Below are 22,078 nucleotides of genomic sequence, written 5' to 3'. Positions count from 1 at the left end.
GGGTTTGTTGTAAATCCGTTGTTCTGTTTATTCCGGGAAGGTCATGCCATACAGTTTCTCTATTTCCTGAGGCCAAAGGTTCTCATTCGGAGTTTCGAGAATCAACGGTATGTTATCAAAACGCTTATCTTGCATTAATCGTTCAAAGAACCCCATACCCAATACGCCTGCGCCTAAACTGTCGTGACGGTCTACACGGGAGTCGAGTCCTTTTTTAGCATCGTTCAGGTGCATTCCTCGCAAGTATTCGAATCCGATAATTCGGTCGAATTCCCGCCAAGTCGCATCATATCCTTCGGCTGTCGCCAAATCGTAACCTCCGGCAAAAGCATGGCAGGAATCTATGCAGACTCCTACACGACTTTTGTCCTCTATCCGGTCGATGATAACCGCTAAATGCTCGAACTTGAATCCTACGTTACTGCCTTGCCCGGCCGTGTTTTCTATAACGGCGGTAACCCCATCGGTCTTTTCGAGAGCCAAATTGATCGATTGGGCGATACGGGCTAAACACTCGTCGGTCGAAATCTCTTTCAAGTGACTGCCGGGGTGGAAATTCAATAGTTTCAATCCCAGTTGTTCGCAACGTCGCATTTCGTCCAGAAGAGCCGCCCGAGATTTGGTCAGCCCTTCTTCCTGAGGATGTCCGAGGTTGATTAGGTAGCTGTCATGCGGTAGTATATATTGGGGTGAGAATCCGTATTTTTCGCAATTCTCCTTGAATAGTTCTATGCTTTTATCCGATAACGGAGGCGATTGCCATTGCCTTTGATTTTTTGTGAACAGGGCGAAGGCTTTGGCTCCTATGGCATGTGCGTTTACCGGAGCGTTTTCTACACCGCCCGCAGCACTTACGTGGGCTCCTATAAATTTCATGATTCCGGTCGTTTTTGTTCTTTAAGCAAAATTACAAAAAAAGCCGATTGCTGCCGAGATGAATGAGTTAAGATTTGAGATGGTTCCTGAAAACTTCTTTATCTTTGTGAGTACGAAGATAAGATGCGGTTCGGTATAGCCAAATCGGAAATGGGGTTTCCGTTTGTCTCTGCGCTCACCTTTCGCTATCTTTGTAGTTACAAAGTATAGAGTATGAATAAGGTATATTATTGGATATTTTTTCTGCTATTGCTCACCGGTTGTCAGGATAGAACGGATTCGTCGTACGTGATTGCAGGAAAAGTGGTTAACTCGATGACTGACGGGAATGTCGTTTATTTGTCTCATAGTAACGGAGATGAATTGGTGAATTTGGACAGCGCGATAGTCGATGGCGGAGTTTTTTCTTTTCACGGAGTACAAGAAGAACCGATTATGGCTTATCTGCGGTTTAACCGTTATCTCGATTCTTTGGCTGTGCCCGTGTTATTTGTGTTGGAAAATGGAGCGATGGAGGCGGTAATGGATACTTCGTATTCGAGTGTCGCAGGGACGGAGCAGAATAACATATTCGAGGAATATAAACGGGAGGCGTATCGCCTCGATTCTTTACGCCGTTGTTTGTATAGCCATTACGTCGAACAGGTGGAGAAGCGTATGATGGATGCCGGTTTGGAACAATCGATGTGCGATGAGGATTTTCGTTTGAGCAGCCAAGAGGAGAAGATGGCCTACCGGTTTATTCGACGGAATCATTATTCACCGGCTGCGATATGGGTGCTGGAACAGATGCAAAGCCGTTTCGATGAAGATGAGTTGCGAAGCCTTTTGTCGGGGTTCGGTGGGCGAAGCAAGAATGCGCAGGTATTGTCCGATATTTCTTTGCGCTTGCGTAACGCCGATAAAGTCGAGCCGGGAAATCCGTATGTAGATGTTCCATTGATAGAGTATTCGGGACGGAAAGAGAATCTGTCGGGATATATAGGATATGCGAGATATACGGCTATCGGCTTTTGGCGTTCGGATAGCGAGCCTTCTTGCCGGGATATGACGAAATTCGGAGAACTGTATCGGGCGTATGGTTATCGGGGAGCGACCTTTTTGTCTGTTTCGTTGGATAAAAAACGGGATATATGGCGGGAAAAAGTGAGAACTTTGGGATTGCCTTCACATCAATGTGCGGCCGCGGAACCCGATGTAATCGAAACCCGATATGCTCTGGTGTCGGTTCCCGATTTTATGCTCATAGCCCCCGATGGGGCCATCGATTCCCGCAACCTGACGGTGACACAGTTGGAACAGAGGTTGCAAGAACTGTTACCCTATCGGGCGAGAAGAGATACTGCTGTGTCGTCTGTACCGGATACCACCGGATTTGTAAAACGATCGTCAATATAGTTCCGTCTCCATCATATCCGGCAATGTCGTAGCAATGAGATTTTTCATATTGCAAATATTGGTAATTTATCTAAAATGGGAGTCAAGGCAAATGTTCTACTTTGCCTTGACTCTGCATAGAGATCCCCTCTGCCTTTAATCTTTGAGATTGGCGAAAGGTCTGTGTCCCCTGTGCTGTTCTTTGAATCGGGCGATGAGTGCGGTTTCGATCGCTTCGGGATCTTCATCGGGAGTAGGTTTCCAGCACAACAGCAAATTGCCGGAATTTTTTATTTGCCAAATGTATCGGCCGCCCCAGTGCCCTATATTTTGTCCATTCCCGAATTTCAGATATTGATTTAATCGTTTTCTTAGGGTTGTTCCGGCTTTTCCGATGTAGACCACACAAGTATTTTTTACCCAGTTGGTTCCCAATTCGGTTATCGACACATTGGGGTCTTTCCCTTTAAAGAATCCTCCTGTACCGCGGGAGAGAAACTCGGGCATATTTTCCCCCGTATAGACGACCATATACACTCCTGCTGTTCGGGGTATTGCCGTACTGTCGGTTTGCAGTTGAGCAACCGGAATGAATCCCTCGAAGCCGGCGGCTTTCAAATCATCGATAGTGTTGAATTTCATAGCTGTATCATTTAATTTGTTTCACTATATTTGTAGTTAAGTTTGTTTTAATAAATTAGATTCCCGTTTTCATCGAGATAAAATATTTGATTTTCGTTGTTCATTCCTTCACATCCATTTCTTGCTTGGTATTTTGGACATATTAAGCATGGCTCCGAACGAAACTGTTCCGGAATTATACCGGTATCTTCACAAAACGGGCAACAAAGAGTTGGTTGGTCTAATATTTGTGTTTGGATTGTATATTGGTTTTCCTTTGCTCTTTGTTTATTCTGTTTATCCAATTTTTCTTTTTCCGCCTTCCCTTTTTCAGATAAAGGGATTCTCCATTGTTTTGGAGATTTTTGCGTTTGATAGGCGTGAGGAATCAGTCCTGATTCTACTATTTTTTTCAAGGCTTTGTTATCAGCGATTAAACGGGTAAAGGTAAGTAAACGATTAGCTTCCGCTAAAAGCATATAAGGCTTGTTTTTTTGTATAAGCTGAATATCTATTGCCTGTATGATTTTTTCGATATTTCCCATAACGATAATTTTAGTGTAGAATGTCTGGGTGATTTGTAATAACAAGTCTTGGGGTATTGTATTTTATTCGGTATTTTATTCGTATCGTTAATGATTTTCAGTACTTAGTCGCACTCTGTTTCAATAGGTTTGTTTCGTTCGGCGGCTTGTCGCAGCGTATCGTACAGGCGGGTGCGCAGGGTGTGTGGCGCGACTACTTCGACCGATCGGCTGCGGGAAAGCAGTTCCATGACGAAGTCGTTGGTAATGCGCAATCGCAGTTTGACGGTGATACTTGTTTCGTCTTCGGAGAGTATTTGTTGCGAGTGATGCAGGGGTAGTGTTTTCACAAAAGCTCCATCGACCGAATCGTATTTAAGAACGATTTCTTCCACGGGGTCTTCGGGATTGTTCCATATACCGTAACTTTCCCGAAAGAGGGAGGGGATATCTATGTGTTCGTCACGGAGGAATTGTGTATCTTCGAGAATATTTATCGCCGAGATACGGTCCACTCCGAACGATTTCAGTTTGCCGTCGGTGTCGTAGCCGATGAGATACCATCGGTATTGCGATTCTTTCAAGAAATGGGGCATGAGCCGTTTGTGAACGATTTTTCCGTTATGGCTATTAAGGTGTAGTCGAATTCAATGGGATTCCTTTTCCGTATCGCTTTTAGGAGGGGAGCGATGAGTTCGTGCCGTATGGCATTCCGGCGATGCTCGGCGAGGACGTATTTTTGCAAAACACTGTCGGTGTTGATAGAACTGAGCAGCTCGAAGTTGAGCAGTAGTTCTTTGTAGTTGTCGGTCATCTCGTCGAGTTCGGCAATGTAGTATCCTCGTGATTTGTCATTACGAATGACTATACCGAACATTTCGTCGATAAGTCCGAAATCGCGCTGCATAGTTCGTTGCGAATAGTTCGAATCTTTGTTGTCGTATAGGGCGAGGGTATTCTCTACATGTGCGATGAGTGCGTCTGTCGGGACGTATCGAACTGCCGATAGTTTGTTGATGAGTATCGCCAAGCGTCGTATTTGACTGAGTTTTGCCATATCTGTTTGTTTTTGCTTCTTGTGCAAATATAATGATGCAGAACGACAAAACGTGTCGTGTTGATAAATAAGTGGGAATTTAAAAAGAAGAACGCCCGATTTTGTCGGGCGTTCTTACTATAAGACGTTTCGATGATTATTCGGCAACGACTTCGAAGGGGATTTCTACGCTGACTTCTTTGTGAAGTTTCACGATAGCTTTGTAGTTACCCACTTCTTTAACCGTATCTTTAATAACGATTTGTTTGCGGTCTACGATATGTCCCAATTTTTCGAGGGCTTCGGCAATCTGAATGTTGTTTACAGAACCGAAGATCGTACCGGTCGAGCTGGTTTTAGCACCGATGGTAAGAGACACGCCTTCGAGAGCGGCAGCCAAAGCCAAAGCATCGGCTTTGATCTTTTCGAGCTTGTGAGCGCGTTGTTTCAAATCTTCTTCGCGAACTTTCAATGCAGAAGGAGAAGCGATCACTGCTTTTCCTTGCGGGATAAGGTAGTTGCGACCATATCCGCTTTTCACTGTAACGACATCGTCTTTGTAACCGAGGTTAGCGACATCTTCTTTCAATATTACTTGCATGCTAAATTCCTCCTTCGTTTAATTATTTCATCATATCAGTTACATAAGGGAGCAGCGCCAAGTGACGGGCTCTTTTCACAGCTTGTGCAATACGACGTTGAAATTTCAACGAAGTTCCTGTGATACGACGGGGCAGAATCTTGCCTTGTTCGTTCAAGAATTTTTTCAGGAATTCGGGATCTTTGTAATCGATATACTTGATACCGTTTTTCTTGAAACGGCAGTATTTTTTCTTTTTGATGTCGACCGAGGGAGGGGTCAAATATCTGATTTCAGATTGTGCTTGTGCCATTTTTTAGTTCTCCTTTACTTCTTCTTTGTTAGACGATTTAACACTTCTTCTCTTTGCTGCGTATTCGGCTGCAAATTTATCCATTCTGAATGTCAAGAAACGGATTACACGTTCGTCACGACGGAATTGGATTTCCAATTTAGCGATGACAGAAGGTTCGGCGTCGAATTCCAACAGGGTGTAGAACCCGGTGGTCTTTTTTTGGATAGGATAGGCGAGTTTGCGCAATCCCCAGTTTTCTTCATTCACGATTACTGCGCCTTGTTCGGTGAGAATCGTTTTGAATTTTTCTACCGCTTCCTTCATCTGTACATCAGACAAAACGGGAGTTAAGATGAAAACGGTTTCGTAATGATTCATACTCGTTTAGTTTAACGTAATTAGTATAATGTTTTTTTATTTGCGGGGGCAAAGGTAGGTATTATTTTGTAATTATGCAATGTTTTATACTCGTTTTTTGAGGGAACATTCACTCTTAGAAGCTGTTTTAAATTTATAGAGAAATAATATTATCATTGTAGGCAGGTATGTTCCGGCCAGATTGCGCCCCTGTCTCGCATCTTGAATCCCTTGATTTTTGTCAATAGCCCGCTATTGACTGCATATCTCGGACTCCAATCTGCTTCAACATAGGGCTCAATCTGTCTCGGAATAAATTTAAAACAGCTTCTACTGTATTTTGCATATTCTGTGGTTTAAATATCACGCTTTCTTCGGCTCGTATTTTTTGTAAAACAGCGTGAGGAGGATAAACCCGACGAAGGCGAGGGGCGCTCCTATCAGGGCGGGATATTGATATCCCAGTCCGGCTTGCAGGGGTAGACCTCCGATATATGCGCCGATGGCATTGCCGAGATTGAAAGCCACTTGTATACAGGCTGCTCCCAGTAACTCGCCTCCTTTGGCAAAGTGAATGATAGAGATTTGTTGAGGACTCGACACAGCGAATAGCCCGGCTGTACAAAGGCACATGAGCAGGGCTGTGAGCCAATTGATATGGGCTACGAAGAAAATGCCCAATAATGCCATAAAGAGTATGAATTGGGTAGAGGCGGCCACACGTCCGGGGGTATATTTGTCGGATAACTTCCCGCCCAAGAGATTCCCGACTACCATACCGAATCCGGCCAATACCATCAATAGGGTAATGCTTTCTGTGGAAAATCCGGAAACTTTCGTAAGGAGGGGATTTATGTAGCTATACCAACAAAATACGCCTCCGTTTCCCAACATGGTAGCTCCACTGTATTTTGCATATTCTGTGGTTTAAATATCACGCTTTCTTCGGCTCGTATTTTTTGTAAAACAGCGTGAGGAGGATAAACCCGACGAAGGCGAGGGGCGCTCCTATCAGGGCGGGATATTGATATCCCAGTCCGGCTTGCAGGGGTAGACCTCCGATATATGCGCCGATGGCATTGCCGAGATTGAAAGCCACTTGTATACAGGCTGCTCCCAGTAACTCGCCTCCTTTGGCAAAGTGAATGATAGAGATTTGTTGAGGACTCGACACAGCGAATAGCCCGGCTGTACAAAGGCACATGAGCAGGGCTGTGAGCCAATTGATATGGGCTACGAAGAAAATGCCCAATAATGCCATAAAGAGTATGAATTGGGTAGAGGCGGCCACACGTCCGGGGGTATATTTGTCGGATAACTTCCCGCCCAAGAGATTCCCGACTACCATACCGAATCCGGCCAATACCATCAATAGGGTAATGCTTTCTGTGGAAAATCCGGAAACTTTCGTAAGGAGGGGATTTATGTAGCTATACCAACAAAATACGCCTCCGTTTCCCAACATGGTAGCTCCCAAAATAAGCCACGGGGCTCCGGTTTTCAAGAAACGGAATTGCCCTTTGAACCCTGTATCGGGTAGTCCTTCGACTTGGGGAACCCATTTCCAGATGTAATAAAGTATGATGATACCCCATACTCCTACTAGCATGAATGTGAGTCTCCACGATAACAACGTGCTGAGCGATGTTCCTAACGGGACTCCGAACAGGTTGGCGATGGTCATGCCGGCAATCATGATGGAGACTGCCTCGGAGCCTTTTCCCTTGTCGGCAAGTTTCTCCGCGACAACCGATGCGACGCCGAAATAGGCTCCATGTGGTAACCCCGATATGAATCGGGCGACAAGCATAGTCCAGTAGTTGGGCGACAGTGAGGCAAAGATGTTTCCTACCATCATGATCGCCACCAGTCCTAACAAAATATTTTTTAACGGGAGTTTACGGGCGAGGGTAAGCATGGGCGCTCCTGCGCAAACACCGAGAGCATAGGCCGAAATCAAGTGTCCGGCGGTCGGGATACTGATGTGCAGATCGGCTGCTACATAAGGCAGTATAGCCATCATGACAAATTCGGCTATACCTAATCCTAATGTGCCGAATGCCAGTGCGATAAGACTCTTTTTCATTTCTATTTAATTACCTATTGAGCAGTGAGGCCGCGTGATTTTTGTGGACCTTCTGAAAAAATCGGGTGCAAAGGACGTGAATAAGACTGTTTTGTCCAAAATAATCGACTTATTTTTTTCGTGAGAGACTAAATTTTTTTTGGCATCTTTTAAATGCGAACAGATAGTATCTGTCGTGTAGTATTTAAAACAGCTTCTTATTGAAATGAAGATATTGCAAAAAAAAAAAAAAAAACTGCAAATCCTTCTTCAACAAGGATTTGCAGTTTCGATGAGCCAGATTTACATTATTTGACCTCGATTGTTTTTACGACTCCATCATTACTTTGAACGGGTAATTTAGGAAGTTCGACAGACAGAACACCGTGTTCGACGTGAGCCGCTATCTTGTTTTTGTCTACGTTATCGGGCAATATCATTGTCTGTTGGAATTTAGAATAAGAAAATTCACGACGCAGATAGTGCTCTTTTTTTCTTTCTTCCTTATTTTCGCTTTTCTTTTCCATCGTGATAACGAGATTGTCATTGTCATCGATGTGGATTTGAAAATCGTCTTTTGTCATACCCGGAGCCGCCACTTCAATGCAGTAGTCGTTTTCATGCTCTACCACATTGATTGCCGGAGCCGTTGCATTAGCTTTTTCCATCCAATCGTTATCGAAGAAATCATTGAAGATACTCGGTAACCAACCTTGATTTTTTCTTGTGGGTAACATAGTTTTAATCTCCTATTTTTAAGTTGTTTAATCTTTTCTTTGACTTCGGCTCTTTCGATAACCGACGTCATTCGGATATTTGCAAACGACGTGCCAATATATTTTTCGAGGTTTATTGTTCGGGTATGTATGACAATAGTTATCCAAAGTGGACAAAATTATTCCGTAGAGTAATTATTGTCACTTTTTTCGGGCAGGGGAGGACGTTGGGAATCGATAGGTAAGTCATAGTTTTTTCGATTATGCCATAAATCGGTTATGGTGTGATTATACTTTTGCTCAAAAAAAAGAGAAGAGTATGGAAATACAAGAACAACAATTTGTCCGGGAACTGGCGGAGAGCCGTATGCAAATAGAATTATTGAGGAATCGAGTGTTGTTGCGTTATTACGCCCAATTGCTCGAACTCGATATCATAGAGCAAACCCAAGAAGTGAAAGCTCTCATGAGCAGTATCAACACGCTCGAACGCTATGCCCGTAAATATGAACCGAAAGAACCGGCCGTGGAGCCTGTCCCCGTAGAAAACGGGGGATCGGGAGAAGTTTCCCGGAACAAAGAGGGAGAGTCGGAAAGTATCGATGTACTGTCGGGGAAAACTATGCCTTGTGTTTCTGCTCGTTCGGGGGTAGAGAATATGACGGCTGTACCTTCCCGGTCGGCGGCAGTGCGAAATCTCCCTAACGGATTGAAAATAAAATCGGTTACGACTCGTGGAAAATCGCATCGAAAATAGAATGTAGATGAAAAGGCACAAATTTCTATTCGGTAAGGTTGTTTTGAAAATTGTTTGAGTTATCTTTGCGCAGGATGCGAAAATAGGCTGCATTCGGCAAAGTCAAGCGAGCTTGCTTTTGCCCTCATTTGCCCTATCTTTGCGTATATTGTGAAAGCAGGCCGGGCTCGGCGTAACAAATGGAATTCGGTTCTGCTCCCTTTGCTTGCATGGACTCTACAATTTTACGGAACGATGAAAACGATACGAGAGATATATCGCATAGGGTATGGCCCTTCGAGTAGTCATACAATGGGGCCGAGAAAGGCTTCCGAAATATTTTTGAACCGCCACCCTGAGGCTGTGGCGTTCGAGGTCATTCTGTACGGTAGTCTTGCTGCTACGGGAAAAGGGCACTTGACCGATGTGGCGATTCTCGATACCCTTCAACCTCATGCCCCGGTCGAGATTGTGTGGAAACCGTCGGTATTTCTGTCGTTTCACCCGAACGGCATGACTTTTCGCTCGAAAAATAGTTCGGGCGAAGTGACCGACGAATGGACCGTGTTCAGCGTGGGAGGAGGGGCTTTGGCCGAAGAAGGGAAGCCTTTCGACAAGACACCGGAATTGTACGAAATGAATAGTATGACTCAGATTCTCTCTTGGTGTGAACGGACGGGCCGTAGTTATTGGGAATATGTGCAGGAATGCGAAGACCACGATATTTGGGACTATTTGGCCGAGGTGTGGTCGACTATGCGCGAGGCTATCGAACGAGGGCTCGATCAGGAGGGTGTATTGCCCGGTCCGTTGAATTTGCGGCGGAAAGCCTCTTCTTATTATATAAAGGCGAAGGGTTATAAAGACAGTTTGAAAAGCCGGGGATTGGTATTTGCCTATGCGTTGGCCGTGAGTGAAGAAAATGCAGCGGGCGGGCGTATTGTAACCGCACCCACTTGCGGATCCTGTGGAGTCGTGCCGGCAGTATTGTACCATTTGCAAAAGAGTAGGGAATTCAGCGATACCCGCATTTTAAGAGCGTTGGCGACCGCCGGTTTGGTGGGGAATATCGTGAAGCAAAATGCTTCTATATCGGGAGCCGAAGTGGGGTGTCAAGGCGAAGTGGGAGTGGCATGTGCTATGGCTTCGGCGGCAGCCAGCCAGTTGTTCGGCGGTAGTCCCGCACAAATCGAGTATGCCGCCGAAATGGGGCTGGAACATCATTTGGGTATGACTTGCGATCCGGTGTGCGGATTGGTACAGATACCTTGTATCGAACGGAATGCCTATGCTGCGGCGAGGGCTTTGGATGCTAATATCTATTCGGCTTTTACCGATGGGAATCATCGTGTATCGTTCGACAAGGTGGTGGCTGTAATGAAACAGACGGGGCACGATTTGCCCTCCTTGTACAAGGAGACCGGGGAGGGTGGTCTTGCCAAAGATTACGAACAGATGTAAAAAACAGATTTGTAAATCACTCTGGAAATTTCGACCGAGACAAGTCTCGACCAGTCGATTCCCTGTCGGCTGCTTGTGTCTATGTTCTTGTCCCCCCGTAGCTGTTTTTGGGCTCAGTAGGAAATCAGTAGGGATTGCCTTTTTATATTTCTAACTCCTCTCCTTAGAAATTACCATTTCTTCGGTTTCACTACTATATTGCTATGCAACACAAGAGAGAAGGGGTAAGGTACACCAAGAGACAGATGGGTTAAAACAACAAAAGAGCGATGTTGCTGGAAAATTTTTACACTCCTCCCCTGCCGTGTCCCGTAGCCTTACGGGGTGTTTTGCAACGTAAAATATAGGGGAGGTGGCCACAGGCCGGAGGGGTTAAAGAAATGTTTCTTTGGTTTTACCACTATATTGCTCTATAACAAAGGGGTGAAAGGGTTACACACACACCAAGTGACGGAAGGATTAATAGATAAGTATGTCAGGAGGTTAAATACATTCCCTTTTCTCGGAGAGTGAGCAAAAAGGGAGGTGAATTTGTTTTTATGGTGAAGTTACTTTATATTTGTAGTTGTTTAAGCAATGATTAATATATGAACTTTTCTGAATTGAATATAGAAATGGTGTTCGCTTTGATGAGCGGTAAATTGTCTGCTGCGATTAATCGGAAATTATATCGTAGTTTTCGAAAATTGTCTATCGATATAACTCCCGAACAATGGACTGTATTGTATTATTTATGGTCGCGGGACGGAGTGACTCAGCAGGAATTGTGTAATGTTACATTTAAAGACAAACCGAGCATGACCCGGCTAATAGATAATTTGGAAAAGCAACAGCTTGTCGTCCGTTCTCCGGGCGTGAAAGACCGGCGTATCAATTTGATTCATCTTACCGATAAAGGTCGGGAGTTGGAGGTGGCTACGAAGCCTTTGGTGACAGCTATTATGAGAACGGCGTTGGACGGCTTTTCGGATAGAAAAGTCGAGATGGCCGGGAGAATGTTGACCAAAGTTTTCGGTAATTTGAAAAATTCATTGGAGGATTAAGAAAATCTGTCATGATTAAATATATGAGGCATATATTCATTTTTATAGTTGTATGGCTTGCGGCAGGGACGATTTGTTCTTTCGCGCAATACAAGCTCGATCGTTTGGGAGAAGGTTTCGAAGCGAAAACTATTGCCATGCCGGACGATTACAGCGGAAAGGTAGTGACGACTCTTGTTCGGAGTTTGTCGTCGTGCGACACGCATAAAGCGGTGCTTTACGTGCACGGATATAATGATTATTTCTTTCAGAAAACGCTGGCTCGGACGTTTAACGATTCCTGCTTTAATTTCTATGCCGTGGATTTGAGAAAATACGGGCGCTCGTTATTGCCGGAACAAACGCCATTCGAGGTTCGGGATTTGCAGGAATATTTTGCCGATATAGATACGGCTCTGACTCTTATTCGGGAGGAGGGAAATACCGATATCGTGTTGATGGCTCATTCGACGGGAGGATTGATAACATCGCTTTATTGTGAGGCTCATCGTAACGACTTGCCGGTACAGGGACTCATTTTGAACAGTCCGTTTCTCGACATGAATATGAATTGGTTCTATGAGAAGATTCTGGTTCCTATCGTGTCGGCTTGGGGGCGTTGGTTTAAAGGAACGAAGATAAGTCAGGGAAACTCTACCGCTTATGCCGAGAGTTTGCTAAAAGATCATCATGGGGAATGGAATTATGATACCGACTTGAAATTTAAGGTATCTCCGCCTGTTTCTTCGGCATGGATACGGGCGATACATCGCGGTCACAATCAAATTCATAAAGGGTTGCATATTCCCTGTCCCGTTTTGTTGATGTATTCGAGTCAATCGGTAGACGGGAATAAATGGACGCCTCAACATCAATCGGGAGATGCTGTACTCGATGTAAAAGATATTGCCCGCTATGGTCGCATGTTGGGACCAAAAGTCACAGAGTTTGAGGTTCAGGAAGGAATGCACGATCTCGTACTTTCGAAACCTTCGGCTCGTCAAGCTGCTTATTCCGAGATGTTTCGTTGGCTTCGGAGCAATGGATTGAACGAATGATCCCCCAAAGTTCGTTTATTCTCCGAGAGTCATCGAAAATACGATGTGGGGCATATCGATGCCTCGGTAGTGTTTTACGATGGTATCGCCGGGAGTCATACCGATTCGTTTTGCGACTCCTTGCGAAGGAAGGTTATTGTCGCGGATAATGGAGTAAATGCGTTTTATACCCAAAATGTGGGAGGCATAGTCGGCACATGATCGTGCGGCTTCGGTAGCATACCCGTTGTGCCAGAAATTTTTGCGAAGGAGATAGCCTATTTCGGGAACGGTTTGTTCTCTGTATGGTTGCATAGTGATGCCGCATTGTCCGATGAGCTCTCCGTTTTCTTTAAGAACGGCTCCCCATAAACCGACTTTGTCTTCGGCATATCTCTTTATTTGTCGGTCTAACCATTCCCGGACTTCTGTGCCGTTGAATGCGCCTTCGTAGGCGTACATCACCTCGTTGTCTTGTAAGAGTTTACAAACTTCATGAAAGTCGTTTGGGCATAACTCTCTAAGAATTAATCTCTGGGTTTCTAATATCGTTCTCATTTCACAGGTCTCCGGTTAAAGACGTTGTTATTCGGCATTCTGTTCGGATTGCTGTTTTTCCAACTGTAAGACTTGTTTGTCTGCGAGTTCGAGCGTGCGTACGTTCAGTTGATATTCTCGTTTGAGGTCATCGACATTTTTCATGAGGTTGGCGAGCTCACGGGTCGCTTTAACGGCTTCGCGAGTGACGGGGTCGAGCGATAGAGTGTATCGGTTTCCACCCAAGTAAGTGAGGGTTATTTTTTTACTCGTATTATTCGCTATGAGTGCTGCGACGGCAGAACATTGACCGTCTTTGTATGTCACGATTTCGGTATATTTGCCGTCGTTGGTGAACCGGTAATTATTGGCTCCGTCGTACCCGATAACGAGAGTTTCGGCTTTACTTTTGTCCGGGAGCGTCGCCCGTATGGAACTGTGTTTTATCGGTGTGCTTCCGTAATATACACTTGCCAACTGCATTTGTCCGTTTTCTGTGACCAAAACTTTCAATTGGCTACGATTTATCGCGGCTTGTTTGGGAAGTTTCTTATATATATAATTCCCTTCCGTTTGGTATTTGGCGTCTTTTTCGAACCGGAAGTTTTTCTTGGCTGCTTCGAGTTCGGTTTGTCTCACTTTGAGTACACTGTCTATATAAAGCAGGTTTTGCTCGCTTTCTTTTTGTTTTACGCGGCACATGAGCAACATACCCGCTTTTATCTGTTTGAAGGCTTTGGGGTATAATAATTCGATACTGTCGATAGCATTTTTAGCATTGGCGTATTGACCGTTTTCGAATAACTTCCGAGCTTTTTCATATTGAGCGTTAGCTTCATTACTATTATCTCCACAGGAGAATAATACTATCGCACAGGAGCATATCCAAAAGTAAAGATATTTAGCCATAATTGATCGGTGTATTGTATTTGATGTTTAATTCTATCTAATAGACCCTCTCTGTACATCTTTGACCCCCTTAACGGTTTTGAGCTTTTTCATCAGACTGTTGAGGGAGGAGATGTCATCGACCGTGACGGTGATATGCCCTTGAAAAAGGCCGTCGTTCGAGTCGATCGAGATGCCTCTCATATATATGTTTTTCTCTTTTGAAATAATCGATGTAATGTTCGTTACGATACCGATATCGTCGTTTCCGATAACTCGCAGGACGGTAACGTATTTGGACCCCATTTTGCCCGACCAGCGGGCATTGACTACTCTGTAACGGTAACGACTGTATATGTGCCGCGCGTTCGGACAATCTTTACGGTGTATTTTGATAGTTCCTTCCGTGGAGACGAATCCAAAGATTTCGTCGCCGTAAATGGGGTTGCAGCATTTGGCCAATTTATAGTCGATACCTTTGACATCGCCGCCTATGACGAGCTCGTCTTCTTTCGATTCGTCGGGTTCTTTTTGTAAAGTAAATTCTTCTGCCGTACGAGTTTCGTATTGCTCTTCGTTTTCTTTTTTATCGATTTCGAGATAAAGGTCGATTACGCGATTGACGTCGATATGTTCATCGGCCAATTCGTTGTAAAAATCGGTGACGGTCTTATAGCCCATTTTTTTTATAAGGCGCATCATTACACCGTCTTCCATCTCTATTTTGCGGTTTTTGAACCGTCTTTGCAAAAGCTCTTTCCCATATTCCGCCGCTTTATTCTGCTGTTCGTTCAGGGCTTGCTTTATCTTTACCCGCCCTTTCGATGTCGCGGCTATGTTGAGCCAGTCTTGTTTCGGGGTCTGGTTGGGAGAGGTAAGTACTTCGATCGTATCGCCGCTTTTCAGTTTATATTTTATGGTTTCGATCTTTTCGTTTACCTTGCCGCCGACACATTTGCAGCCTAACCCGGTGTGAATGAGGAATGCGAAGTCCAGTAACGTGGCTCCCAAAGGCAATTTGTATAGGTCTCCTTTCGGAGTGAATACGAATACCTCTTTGTCGTAGAGATCCATTTTGAAATCGCGCATGAGTTCCAAAGCTCCACCGTTTCCGGCCGCTTCGAGTACTTCGCGCACATTGTTCATCCAATCGTCCAGCCCGTTCTCGCTTTTAATTCCTTTGTATTTCCAGTGGGCGGCAAGTCCTCGTTCGGCTATTTCGTCCATTCGCCGGGTACGTATTTGTACCTCTACCCAGCGTTGTTTCGGTCCCAGCACAGTGATGTGTAACGATTCGTATCCGTTCGATTTGGGAATGGAAAGCCAGTCCTTCATTCGCTTGGGGTTGGGCTGGTACATATCGGTAACGATCGAATATACCTTCCAACAGTCTGCCTTTTCCTGTTCGAGGGGAGTTTCCAGTATGACACGAATGGCAAACAGGTCGTAAATGTCTTCCAAATCGGCTTTTTGTTTCTTCATCTTATTCCAGATGGAAAAGATGGATTTCGTGCGGCCCTTGATTTCGAAATGTAGACCTTCGGCTTCGAGTTTTTGTTTTACCGGTTGGATAAATTCCATGATGTATTTATCCCTGTTCCTCTTGGTTTCGTTGAGCTTGTGGGCTATCTGGTCGTAGATTTCCCGATTGGTGTATTTCAGGGAGAGGTCTTCCAGTTCCGATTTTATGGAGTATAGTCCCAATCGGTGCGCCAGTGGAGCATAAAGATAGGAGGCTTCACAGGCGATGTCATAACGGTATTTTTCGTTGGGGTGGTGGTTTATCATTTTCATGACGCAAAGCCGGTCGGCGATCATGATGATGATAACTCGTATATCTTCGGCGAACGATAGTAACAGTTTGCGGAAATTCTCGCTTTCGACGGCAGCCTGTTTGGCATACAAGCTGTTCGATTTAATGAGACCCCGAATGAGCTGGGCTATGTCGTCCCCGAATTCTTTTTTTACGGTTTCGATAGTGAGGAATTCGCTGACGACCAAGTTGAAAAGTAGAACCGAAATAAGCATACTGCGTTCTAATCCTACCCTGTCGCATAAGATGAGCGCAGTATTCAGATTACGGACAACCGGATTTATTCCTTGTTTGTTTCGCTGATAGTGCCCTGTTTCGACGGCTTCGGAAATGAGGCGACGCATGCGGTTGAAGTCTTCGACTCTTAAAACCGGGCGACTATTGCGTAACAGTTGCCGATAGACCGATAGGACATTTTCTTTTTCGTCGAGTGTAAAATAGCTTTTTTCGGGCATAAGGTGCGACTGTTTTCAAAAATTCTGTCTCAAATATATATTTTTGTGGGTAAAAATGCGCTTTTTTTTAGAGCTTTTTGTAGTTTTGGGAACGGAATTAAAATTCATTATTCATTACAAGCTATGTTTACACCGGAAGATTTAGATTTGTTTGCCGAAAAAGGTATTGACGTACATACGGTTGAGGAGCAGTTGGTCTCGTTTAAAAGCGGATTTCCTTTTTTAAGGATATTATCTTCTGCTTCTGTCGGGAACGGTATCTTATCGCTTGACGAACAGCAAACGCAATATTATCTCGATTTGTGGGAAGGTTACTTGAAAGATAATCATAAGGTCGTGAAGTTTGTTCCGGCATCGGGTGCTGCGAGTCGTATGTTCAAAGATTTGTTCGCATTCCTTTCTGCCGATTACAGTGAACCACAAACTGATTTCGAAAAGAAATTTTTCAATTCGATCGAACATTTTGCTTTTTACTCCGATCTTGACGAAGCCTGTTTGAAGAATGAAGGAAGGAGCATAACCGATTTGATAGAATCGGGCAATTACAAAGCGGTGGTGTCCAATCTGCTCGAAGCGAAGGGCTTGAATTATGGTTCTTTGCCGAAAGGGTTATTGAAATTCCATCGTTATGCGACGAATAACCGTACGGCTATGGAGGAACATTTGACGGAGGGAGCTCTTTATGCCGCCAGTTCCGACGGGGAGGTCAATATTCATTTTACGGTATCTCATGAGCACCTTGCCGATTTTAAAGCATTAGTAGCCAAGAAGAAAGTGGATTATGAGCGACGTTATGGTGTACGTTATCATATTAGTTTTTCCGAGCAAAAGCCTTCTACCGATACTATTGCGGTCGATGCGAATAACGAGCCGTTCCGAGAGAATGGTAGGCCGTTGTTCCGTCCGGGGGGACATGGGGCTTTAATCGAGAATCTGAACGACATAGATGCCGAAATCATATTCGTAAAAAATATAGATAATGTAGTGCCCGACAGACTGAAAGAGCCGACCGTGCGGTTTAAGAAAATCATCGGAGGGGTGCTGGTATCGTTACAAACGGAGATAAACCGTTATATTACCATGTTGAAAAGCGGGAAATACACGATCGACGATTTACGGGAAATGATACAGTTTTTGCATAAAAAGCTTTTCGTCAGAAATGAGGAAACCAAACATTTGGAGGATGCGGAGCTAGCTTTGTATTTGTTGCGGAAGTTGAATCGTCCGATTCGTGTATGCGGAATGGTTCGCAATTCCGGAGAACCCGGCGGGGGGCCCTTTATTGCTTATAATCAGGACGGAACCACATCTTTGCAGATTTTGGAGAGTTCCCAAATAGATATGTCGAATCCAGATGCTAAGGAACAGTTCGAGTCGGGTACTCATTTTAATCCGGTAGATTTGGTTTGTGCCGTGAGGGATAATAAGGGAGAGAAATATGATTTGCCGAAATACGTAGATAAAAATACCGGTTTTATTTCGCTTAAATCGAAGAATGGCAGAGAGCTGAAAGCTCTTGAATTACCGGGACTTTGGAACGGGGCCATGAGCGATTGGAGTACTGTTTTTGTGGAGGTTCCCGCAGAGACGTTCAATCCGGTCAAGACCGTTAACGATTTACTCCGTCCGCAGCATCAGTAGGGTGTGGGATTCGGCATGGAATAGAGGGCGATATGCAGTGGTATATCGCCTTTTTTTGTAACTTTGCACTTGCGAGGATAAGCATCGCCGTGGTATGGACCCAATAGAATTTTGTTTATACCTCTGGCCTGTATTGCCATTGCATATGATTGATGAGAATAGTGGGGTATGAAATCTAACCGATTTTTATTCTTCGGCTATTCGTTAAGTAAAAAAGAAAAACAAGAATAGAAAATATGACGTTTGAAGAGTTCGGATTGTCCGAAGATGTTATGCGAGGGCTGGATGCCATGAATTTTAAGGAGGCGACTCCTGTTCAGGAACAAACCATTCCTGTGATATTGCAAAAAAGAGATTTAATAGCTTGTGCTCAAACCGGTACGGGAAAGACGGCCGCCTATATACTGCCATTACTGAATCTGCTTACAGAAAAGCAGGGCGACGGAGATAGAGTGCGTGCTGTGATTGTCGCTCCTACGAGGGAGTTGGCGCAACAGATCGACATGCAGTTCGAGGGATTTTCCTATTTTCTTCCTATTTCTACTGTTGTGGTTTCGGGTGGGGGAGACGGCGCTTCATGGGACCAGCAAAAGCGGGGGTTAACGATGGGTGCGGACATTATTATCGCCACACCGGGACGACTTATCTCTCATTTGAATATCTCGAATATCGATTTTTCGGGAGTGGAGTGTTTTATTCTCGATGAGGCCGACCGGATGCTCGACATGGGTTTTTATGACGATATTATGAAAATAGGTAAAAAATTGCCCGAGAATCGTCAAACGGTCATGTTTTCGGCGACTATGCCTCCCAAGATTAGGCAGTTAGCCAAGAATATCATGAACGAACCGGTAGAGGTCAATGTGGCTATCTCGAAACCGAACGAGGCCATAGACCAGTCGGCTTATGTCTGTTATGAGAGTCAGAAGATGGGAATCGTCGATTGGCTTTTCAAGGAACCGACCGGAACGAAAACGATCGTTTTCTCTTCTTCGAAACAGAAAGTAAAAGAGTTGGCATTTTCCTTGAAACGAAAAAAATATAAGGTAGAGGCGATGCACTCAGACTTGGAGCAATCGGAGCGCGAATCGGTCATGCTTGATTTTAAAAATAATAAAATCGATATTTTGGTGGCAACCGATGTTATTTCCAGAGGTATCGATATCGATCAAATAGGATTGGTCATTAATTATGACGTACCGCATGACCCGGAGGATTACATTCATCGTATCGGTCGCACGGCCCGAGCCAATGCCGACGGTACAGCCATTACGTTCGTGTCGGAAAAAGAACAAGGCAAATTCCATCGAATCGAATTGTTTTTGGGGTATGATATTCCTAAACGGGAATTGCCCGAAGGGTTGGGCGATGCTCCGGTTTATTCTCCCAAACAAGGTCGGGGAGGTCAACGAAATCGAGGCGGTAAGAGAGGCAGAACCGGTGCTAAAAATTACGGAAAGGGAGGTAAGAGGAAGCCTAAAAAGAACAATCGAGGTTCACAGAGTACCGAAATTTCAAGAAAACCCGAAAGGCATCATGGTCGTTCCAAGTCGTCCGGGAAACAATCGGGCGGTGTGGAACAATAGTTGTAAGGGGTTAATTATAAGTTTTTGACTATTATTAGAACGAGTGAGGTTCTTTTGTAGTATTTGACTTTTTCTTGTGGAAATATTGAATAACTAACTTCTAAATTCATATTTATGGAATGTAGTAAGGCTCAAAGTATAGATGAACAGAGCTTGCAAAAAGCGCAATTTCTGTTTGAATCCGGAGATATTGACAAAATAGAGGTGGGAACAATAAAAGGTCTGTGTCAAATCCATAGGTCTCTTTTTGAAGGATTGTACGATTTTGCTGGTAGGATACGGAATTTGAATATAGCAAAAGGTGGGTTTCGTTTTGCGAATAGTCTGTACTTAGAAGTTATTCTTCCTGTAATAGAAAAGATGCCGGAAAGTACTTTTGAGGAAATTATAGCTAAATATGTAGAAATGAATATTGCCCATCCGTTCATGGAAGGTAACGGGCGTGCTACTCGCATCTGGCTGGATTTGATTCTAAAAAAGAATCTTGGTAAAGTCGTTGATTGGCAAACGATAGATAAAGACCTTTATCTCCAAGCTATGGAACGCAGCCCTATTAACGATTTAGAATTACGAGTATTGTTACAACCTGCTTTGACTGATAAGGTAAATGATCGAACCGTTATCTTCAAAGGAATTGAACAGTCTTATTATTACGAGGGATATAGCAGAAAATAATATTCAAATTTATCTACAAAGATGGAAACATTTTGACTTCTTCTGTTATAGTGACAATGATAATCTGAAATGGTAAATACGTTGTTTGCTCCTTTCAATTCGGGAACTGTATGTCATATTTGATTGTTTCCTATTATTAAGATAGATTGGAATGGATACTTTGGAGAAAAAAACGAAAGTAAAAGAGTTGTGGCAACTTTGTTTCCATGATGACGAGCGATTTGTGAATCTCCTGTTCGACAATTTATACCGGGACGAGAATACCGTCTGTTTTGAAAAGGGGGGAGAGGTGACTACTGCGTTGCAGATGTTACCTTATCGCATGAGTTTCGGCGAGACTTCACTCGATGTAAGTTATATTTCAGGAGCTGCCACGCGACCGGAGTATCGCAATAGGGGATTGATGGGACGTTTATTGAAAGAGTCGTTCGAGATTATGAGGTCTCGTAATATTCCGCTTTCGGCATTGATTCCGGCTGAATCGTGGCTTTATGATTATTATGCTTCGAAGGGTTATGCTTCTGTATTTTTCCGTCAGGAACTCAATTTTTCATCGGCGCATCGATTTTATGGAGACGGATATCATCGGGTAGCTATGTCGATGGACGAGCTTTATCGGTTTTTCGATGAACAAATGAGGCGACGTTCGTGTTGCATACAACATGGACGGGAGGATTTCAATGTGATTTGCGGCGATATTTATTTGGACGGCGGAGATGTGGTCGCATTAGCCGATTCGCAGAATCGGCTTTCGGCATTGGTATTTGTCGTTCCCGGAGATGATGCGGTTTTTGTGAAGGAGTTGTTGGCGATAAATACCGAGGCAAAAGAGGCTATGCTGCATGAGGTTCAGTCGGCGTTTCCCGGATATTCTCTTCGAGTCTTTACGGAGCCGACGTCGGAGAATGGGTCGGCGGTTCTTATGGGAATGATTCGCATTGTGGACGTTCGGAGGGTACTCGAAGCGGTCGCAAAAAATAATCGTTCGTTGAGACGAGTATTTAGAGTGCACGATTCTTTATTGCCGGTTAATGACGGTGTTTTTCTTGTGGAGGAAGGTGAGTGTTACGAGGGCGTGACGAGTCCGTGTGATTTTGATGTCGATATAATGGAGTTGGCAGAAATTATATTCGGCGGTTCGAAACTATCGTCATTGCTGGATTTCCCTTCTGTACGTCCATATATGAGTTTGATGCTCGATTGATAAAAAGAGTTATTTTTTTTCTTCTCTTGATTTTTTGTGCTTATTTTTGCTTGCTGAAAAAGGTATGAAAAGGTTCGGTTATGCAATAGTATCGATATTTCTTGCAGTGGTGGTTCTCCTCACCAGTGGAGGAATTTCTATTGTCCGCTGTTGCCAGACACATTGTTTTTGTTTGCAAAATTCCGGTACGCAAGAAGTAGATCTCCTTTCCGATCGTTATTCTTCGGAGAGTCGTAATGATTGTTGTAAAACCGGCGGTATAGCAGATAAGCACGCTACGAAAGGACATTCTCCTTTTTGTAAACATGTGAAAGTAGAAAAACTGAATTTACCGATCGTAGATATTCCTACCGGGACAGATTGGGGGATACAGGGGACAATCGATTTGACCTATTCGTTTTGGTCGGTCATATTCGCTCCTGTCACTTCTGTTGTAAAGTATATAACTACTTCCTATATGCCGCCACCGCGGGATTATCTAAAACAAATCGCTATACTTTTGATTTAAAATCCGATATATGTAATTGGAGGGCAGGGAATGTGCCCTTTCGTGAAATTTTTGTCTTATGTGATATA

Annotated in this window: 23 protein-coding genes and 1 pseudogene; 10 read left to right on the top strand and 14 right to left on the bottom strand. The window is 44.2% G+C overall.

The genetic code is table 11. The features are described from left to right. Nucleotides 1–27: 27 nt before the first annotated feature. Nucleotides 28–876 (bottom strand): deoxyribonuclease IV, encoded by an 849-nt coding sequence (nfo, locus tag NBH06_RS04365; RefSeq protein ID WP_195491419.1) that lies wholly within the window; start codon nt 874–876, stop codon nt 28–30. Nucleotides 877–1,089: 213 nt separating this feature from the next. Between nfo and NBH06_RS04360 the strand changes: the two genes are divergently transcribed. After that, nucleotides 1,090–2,274 carry a DUF4369 domain-containing protein gene (locus tag NBH06_RS04360; RefSeq protein WP_250792971.1) on the top strand — a complete coding sequence of 395 codons (1,185 nt, stop codon included), beginning with the start codon at nt 1,090–1,092 and terminating at the stop codon, nt 2,272–2,274. Nucleotides 2,275–2,409: 135 nt separating this feature from the next. Here the strand turns inward: NBH06_RS04360 and NBH06_RS04355 are convergent, their stop codons facing one another. From NBH06_RS04355 to NBH06_RS04310, 10 genes and pseudogenes are all read right to left on the bottom strand, one after another. Further along, entirely contained in the window at nt 2,410–2,895 is a 486-nt protein-coding gene (locus NBH06_RS04355) for a GIY-YIG nuclease family protein (protein ID WP_250792969.1), read from the bottom strand. A gap of 47 nt (nt 2,896–2,942) precedes the next feature. Further along, nucleotides 2,943–3,419 carry a hypothetical protein gene (locus NBH06_RS04350; RefSeq protein ID WP_250792964.1) on the bottom strand — a complete coding sequence of 159 codons (477 nt, stop codon included), beginning with the start codon at nt 3,417–3,419 and terminating at the stop codon, nt 2,943–2,945. A 104-nt stretch (nt 3,420–3,523) separates the two neighbouring features. Then, a complete protein-coding gene (locus NBH06_RS04345) occupies nt 3,524–3,994 on the bottom strand; it encodes a helix-turn-helix transcriptional regulator (RefSeq protein ID WP_250792961.1) in 471 nt (156 codons plus the stop codon). Then, entirely contained in the window at nt 3,979–4,455 is a 477-nt protein-coding gene (locus NBH06_RS04340; protein ID WP_250792957.1) for a hypothetical protein, read from the bottom strand. Before NBH06_RS04340 ends, NBH06_RS04345 begins: the two co-directional genes overlap by 16 nt. A gap of 136 nt (nt 4,456–4,591) precedes the next feature. Then, complete coding sequence (gene rplI / locus NBH06_RS04335; protein ID WP_008861845.1) at nt 4,592–5,035, bottom strand: 50S ribosomal protein L9; 444 nt, start codon at nt 5,033–5,035, stop codon at nt 4,592–4,594. Nucleotides 5,036–5,057: 22 nt separating this feature from the next. Further along, complete coding sequence (gene rpsR / locus NBH06_RS04330; RefSeq protein WP_008861846.1) at nt 5,058–5,327, bottom strand: 30S ribosomal protein S18; 270 nt, start codon at nt 5,325–5,327, stop codon at nt 5,058–5,060. A gap of 3 nt (nt 5,328–5,330) precedes the next feature. Next, nucleotides 5,331–5,687, bottom strand: a complete 357-nt coding sequence (gene rpsF / locus NBH06_RS04325; RefSeq protein WP_021891355.1) for a 30S ribosomal protein S6 — start codon at nt 5,685–5,687, stop codon at nt 5,331–5,333. Between the two features lie 342 nt (nt 5,688–6,029). Then, nucleotides 6,030–6,569 (bottom strand): annotated as a pseudogene (locus tag NBH06_RS04320) (MFS transporter); the annotation flags it as partial. A gap of 31 nt (nt 6,570–6,600) precedes the next feature. Then, on the bottom strand, nt 6,601–7,752 hold the full coding sequence (gene araJ, locus NBH06_RS04315) for an MFS transporter AraJ (protein ID WP_250792953.1): 1,152 nt from the start codon (nt 7,750–7,752) through the stop codon (nt 6,601–6,603). A gap of 287 nt (nt 7,753–8,039) precedes the next feature. Continuing rightward, nucleotides 8,040–8,468 carry an Hsp20/alpha crystallin family protein gene (locus NBH06_RS04310; protein ID WP_008861850.1) on the bottom strand — a complete coding sequence of 143 codons (429 nt, stop codon included), beginning with the start codon at nt 8,466–8,468 and terminating at the stop codon, nt 8,040–8,042. Nucleotides 8,469–8,766: 298 nt separating this feature from the next. Here NBH06_RS04310 and NBH06_RS04305 point away from each other — a divergent pair, with 298 nt between their 5' ends. From NBH06_RS04305 to NBH06_RS04290, 4 genes are all read left to right on the top strand, one after another. Continuing rightward, a complete protein-coding gene (locus NBH06_RS04305; RefSeq protein ID WP_250792942.1) occupies nt 8,767–9,204 on the top strand; it encodes a hypothetical protein in 438 nt (145 codons plus the stop codon). 234 nt (nt 9,205–9,438) lie between these two features. After that, the gene (locus NBH06_RS04300) at nt 9,439–10,644 is read left to right on the top strand and encodes an L-serine ammonia-lyase (protein ID WP_250792940.1); all 1,206 of its coding nucleotides are present in this window, start codon (nt 9,439–9,441) and stop codon (nt 10,642–10,644) included. Between the two features lie 587 nt (nt 10,645–11,231). Next, on the top strand, nt 11,232–11,687 hold the full coding sequence (locus NBH06_RS04295; RefSeq protein ID WP_250792937.1) for a MarR family winged helix-turn-helix transcriptional regulator: 456 nt from the start codon (nt 11,232–11,234) through the stop codon (nt 11,685–11,687). A gap of 11 nt (nt 11,688–11,698) precedes the next feature. Next, the gene (locus NBH06_RS04290) at nt 11,699–12,724 is read left to right on the top strand and encodes an alpha/beta hydrolase (protein WP_250792935.1); all 1,026 of its coding nucleotides are present in this window, start codon (nt 11,699–11,701) and stop codon (nt 12,722–12,724) included. Between the two features lie 15 nt (nt 12,725–12,739). On the opposite strand, the gene NBH06_RS04285 is transcribed toward NBH06_RS04290, so the two are convergent. From NBH06_RS04285 to NBH06_RS04275, 3 genes are read right to left on the bottom strand one after another with little or no spacing between them, the layout of a single operon-like run. Beyond that, nucleotides 12,740–13,261 carry a GNAT family N-acetyltransferase gene (locus NBH06_RS04285; protein ID WP_250792933.1) on the bottom strand — a complete coding sequence of 174 codons (522 nt, stop codon included), beginning with the start codon at nt 13,259–13,261 and terminating at the stop codon, nt 12,740–12,742. Nucleotides 13,262–13,288: 27 nt separating this feature from the next. Continuing rightward, nucleotides 13,289–14,149, bottom strand: coding sequence for a hypothetical protein (locus NBH06_RS04280; protein WP_046409603.1), 861 nt, complete (start codon nt 14,147–14,149; stop codon nt 13,289–13,291). A gap of 33 nt (nt 14,150–14,182) precedes the next feature. Further along, nucleotides 14,183–16,396 (bottom strand): RelA/SpoT family protein, encoded by a 2,214-nt coding sequence (locus tag NBH06_RS04275; RefSeq protein ID WP_250792931.1) that lies wholly within the window; start codon nt 16,394–16,396, stop codon nt 14,183–14,185. Between the two features lie 123 nt (nt 16,397–16,519). Between NBH06_RS04275 and NBH06_RS04270 the strand changes: the two genes are divergently transcribed. The 5 genes from NBH06_RS04270 (at nt 16,520) to NBH06_RS04250 (ending at nt 22,010) form a co-directional block, all read left to right on the top strand. After that, nucleotides 16,520–18,037: a DUF4301 family protein gene (locus NBH06_RS04270; RefSeq protein WP_008861858.1), complete on the top strand. Its 1,518-nt coding sequence runs from the start codon at nt 16,520–16,522 to the stop codon at nt 18,035–18,037. Between the two features lie 236 nt (nt 18,038–18,273). After that, the gene (locus tag NBH06_RS04265; protein ID WP_195343041.1) at nt 18,274–19,623 is read left to right on the top strand and encodes a DEAD/DEAH box helicase; all 1,350 of its coding nucleotides are present in this window, start codon (nt 18,274–18,276) and stop codon (nt 19,621–19,623) included. A gap of 114 nt (nt 19,624–19,737) precedes the next feature. Next, a complete protein-coding gene (gene fic, locus NBH06_RS04260) occupies nt 19,738–20,298 on the top strand; it encodes a protein adenylyltransferase Fic (protein WP_195343040.1) in 561 nt (186 codons plus the stop codon). A 151-nt stretch (nt 20,299–20,449) separates the two neighbouring features. Beyond that, nucleotides 20,450–21,502, top strand: coding sequence for a GNAT family N-acetyltransferase (locus tag NBH06_RS04255; RefSeq protein WP_195343039.1), 1,053 nt, complete (start codon nt 20,450–20,452; stop codon nt 21,500–21,502). Between the two features lie 64 nt (nt 21,503–21,566). Beyond that, nucleotides 21,567–22,010 (top strand): hypothetical protein, encoded by a 444-nt coding sequence (locus NBH06_RS04250; RefSeq protein WP_046409592.1) that lies wholly within the window; start codon nt 21,567–21,569, stop codon nt 22,008–22,010. Nucleotides 22,011–22,078 lie beyond the last annotated feature (68 nt).

Source organism: Barnesiella sp. B2-R-119, assembly GCF_023656675.1.
GTDB lineage: Bacteria > Bacteroidota > Bacteroidia > Bacteroidales > Barnesiellaceae > Barnesiella > Barnesiella intestinihominis.
Note: the sequence above shows the minus strand (reverse complement) of the source record. Positions and strands in the feature narration are given on the sequence as shown.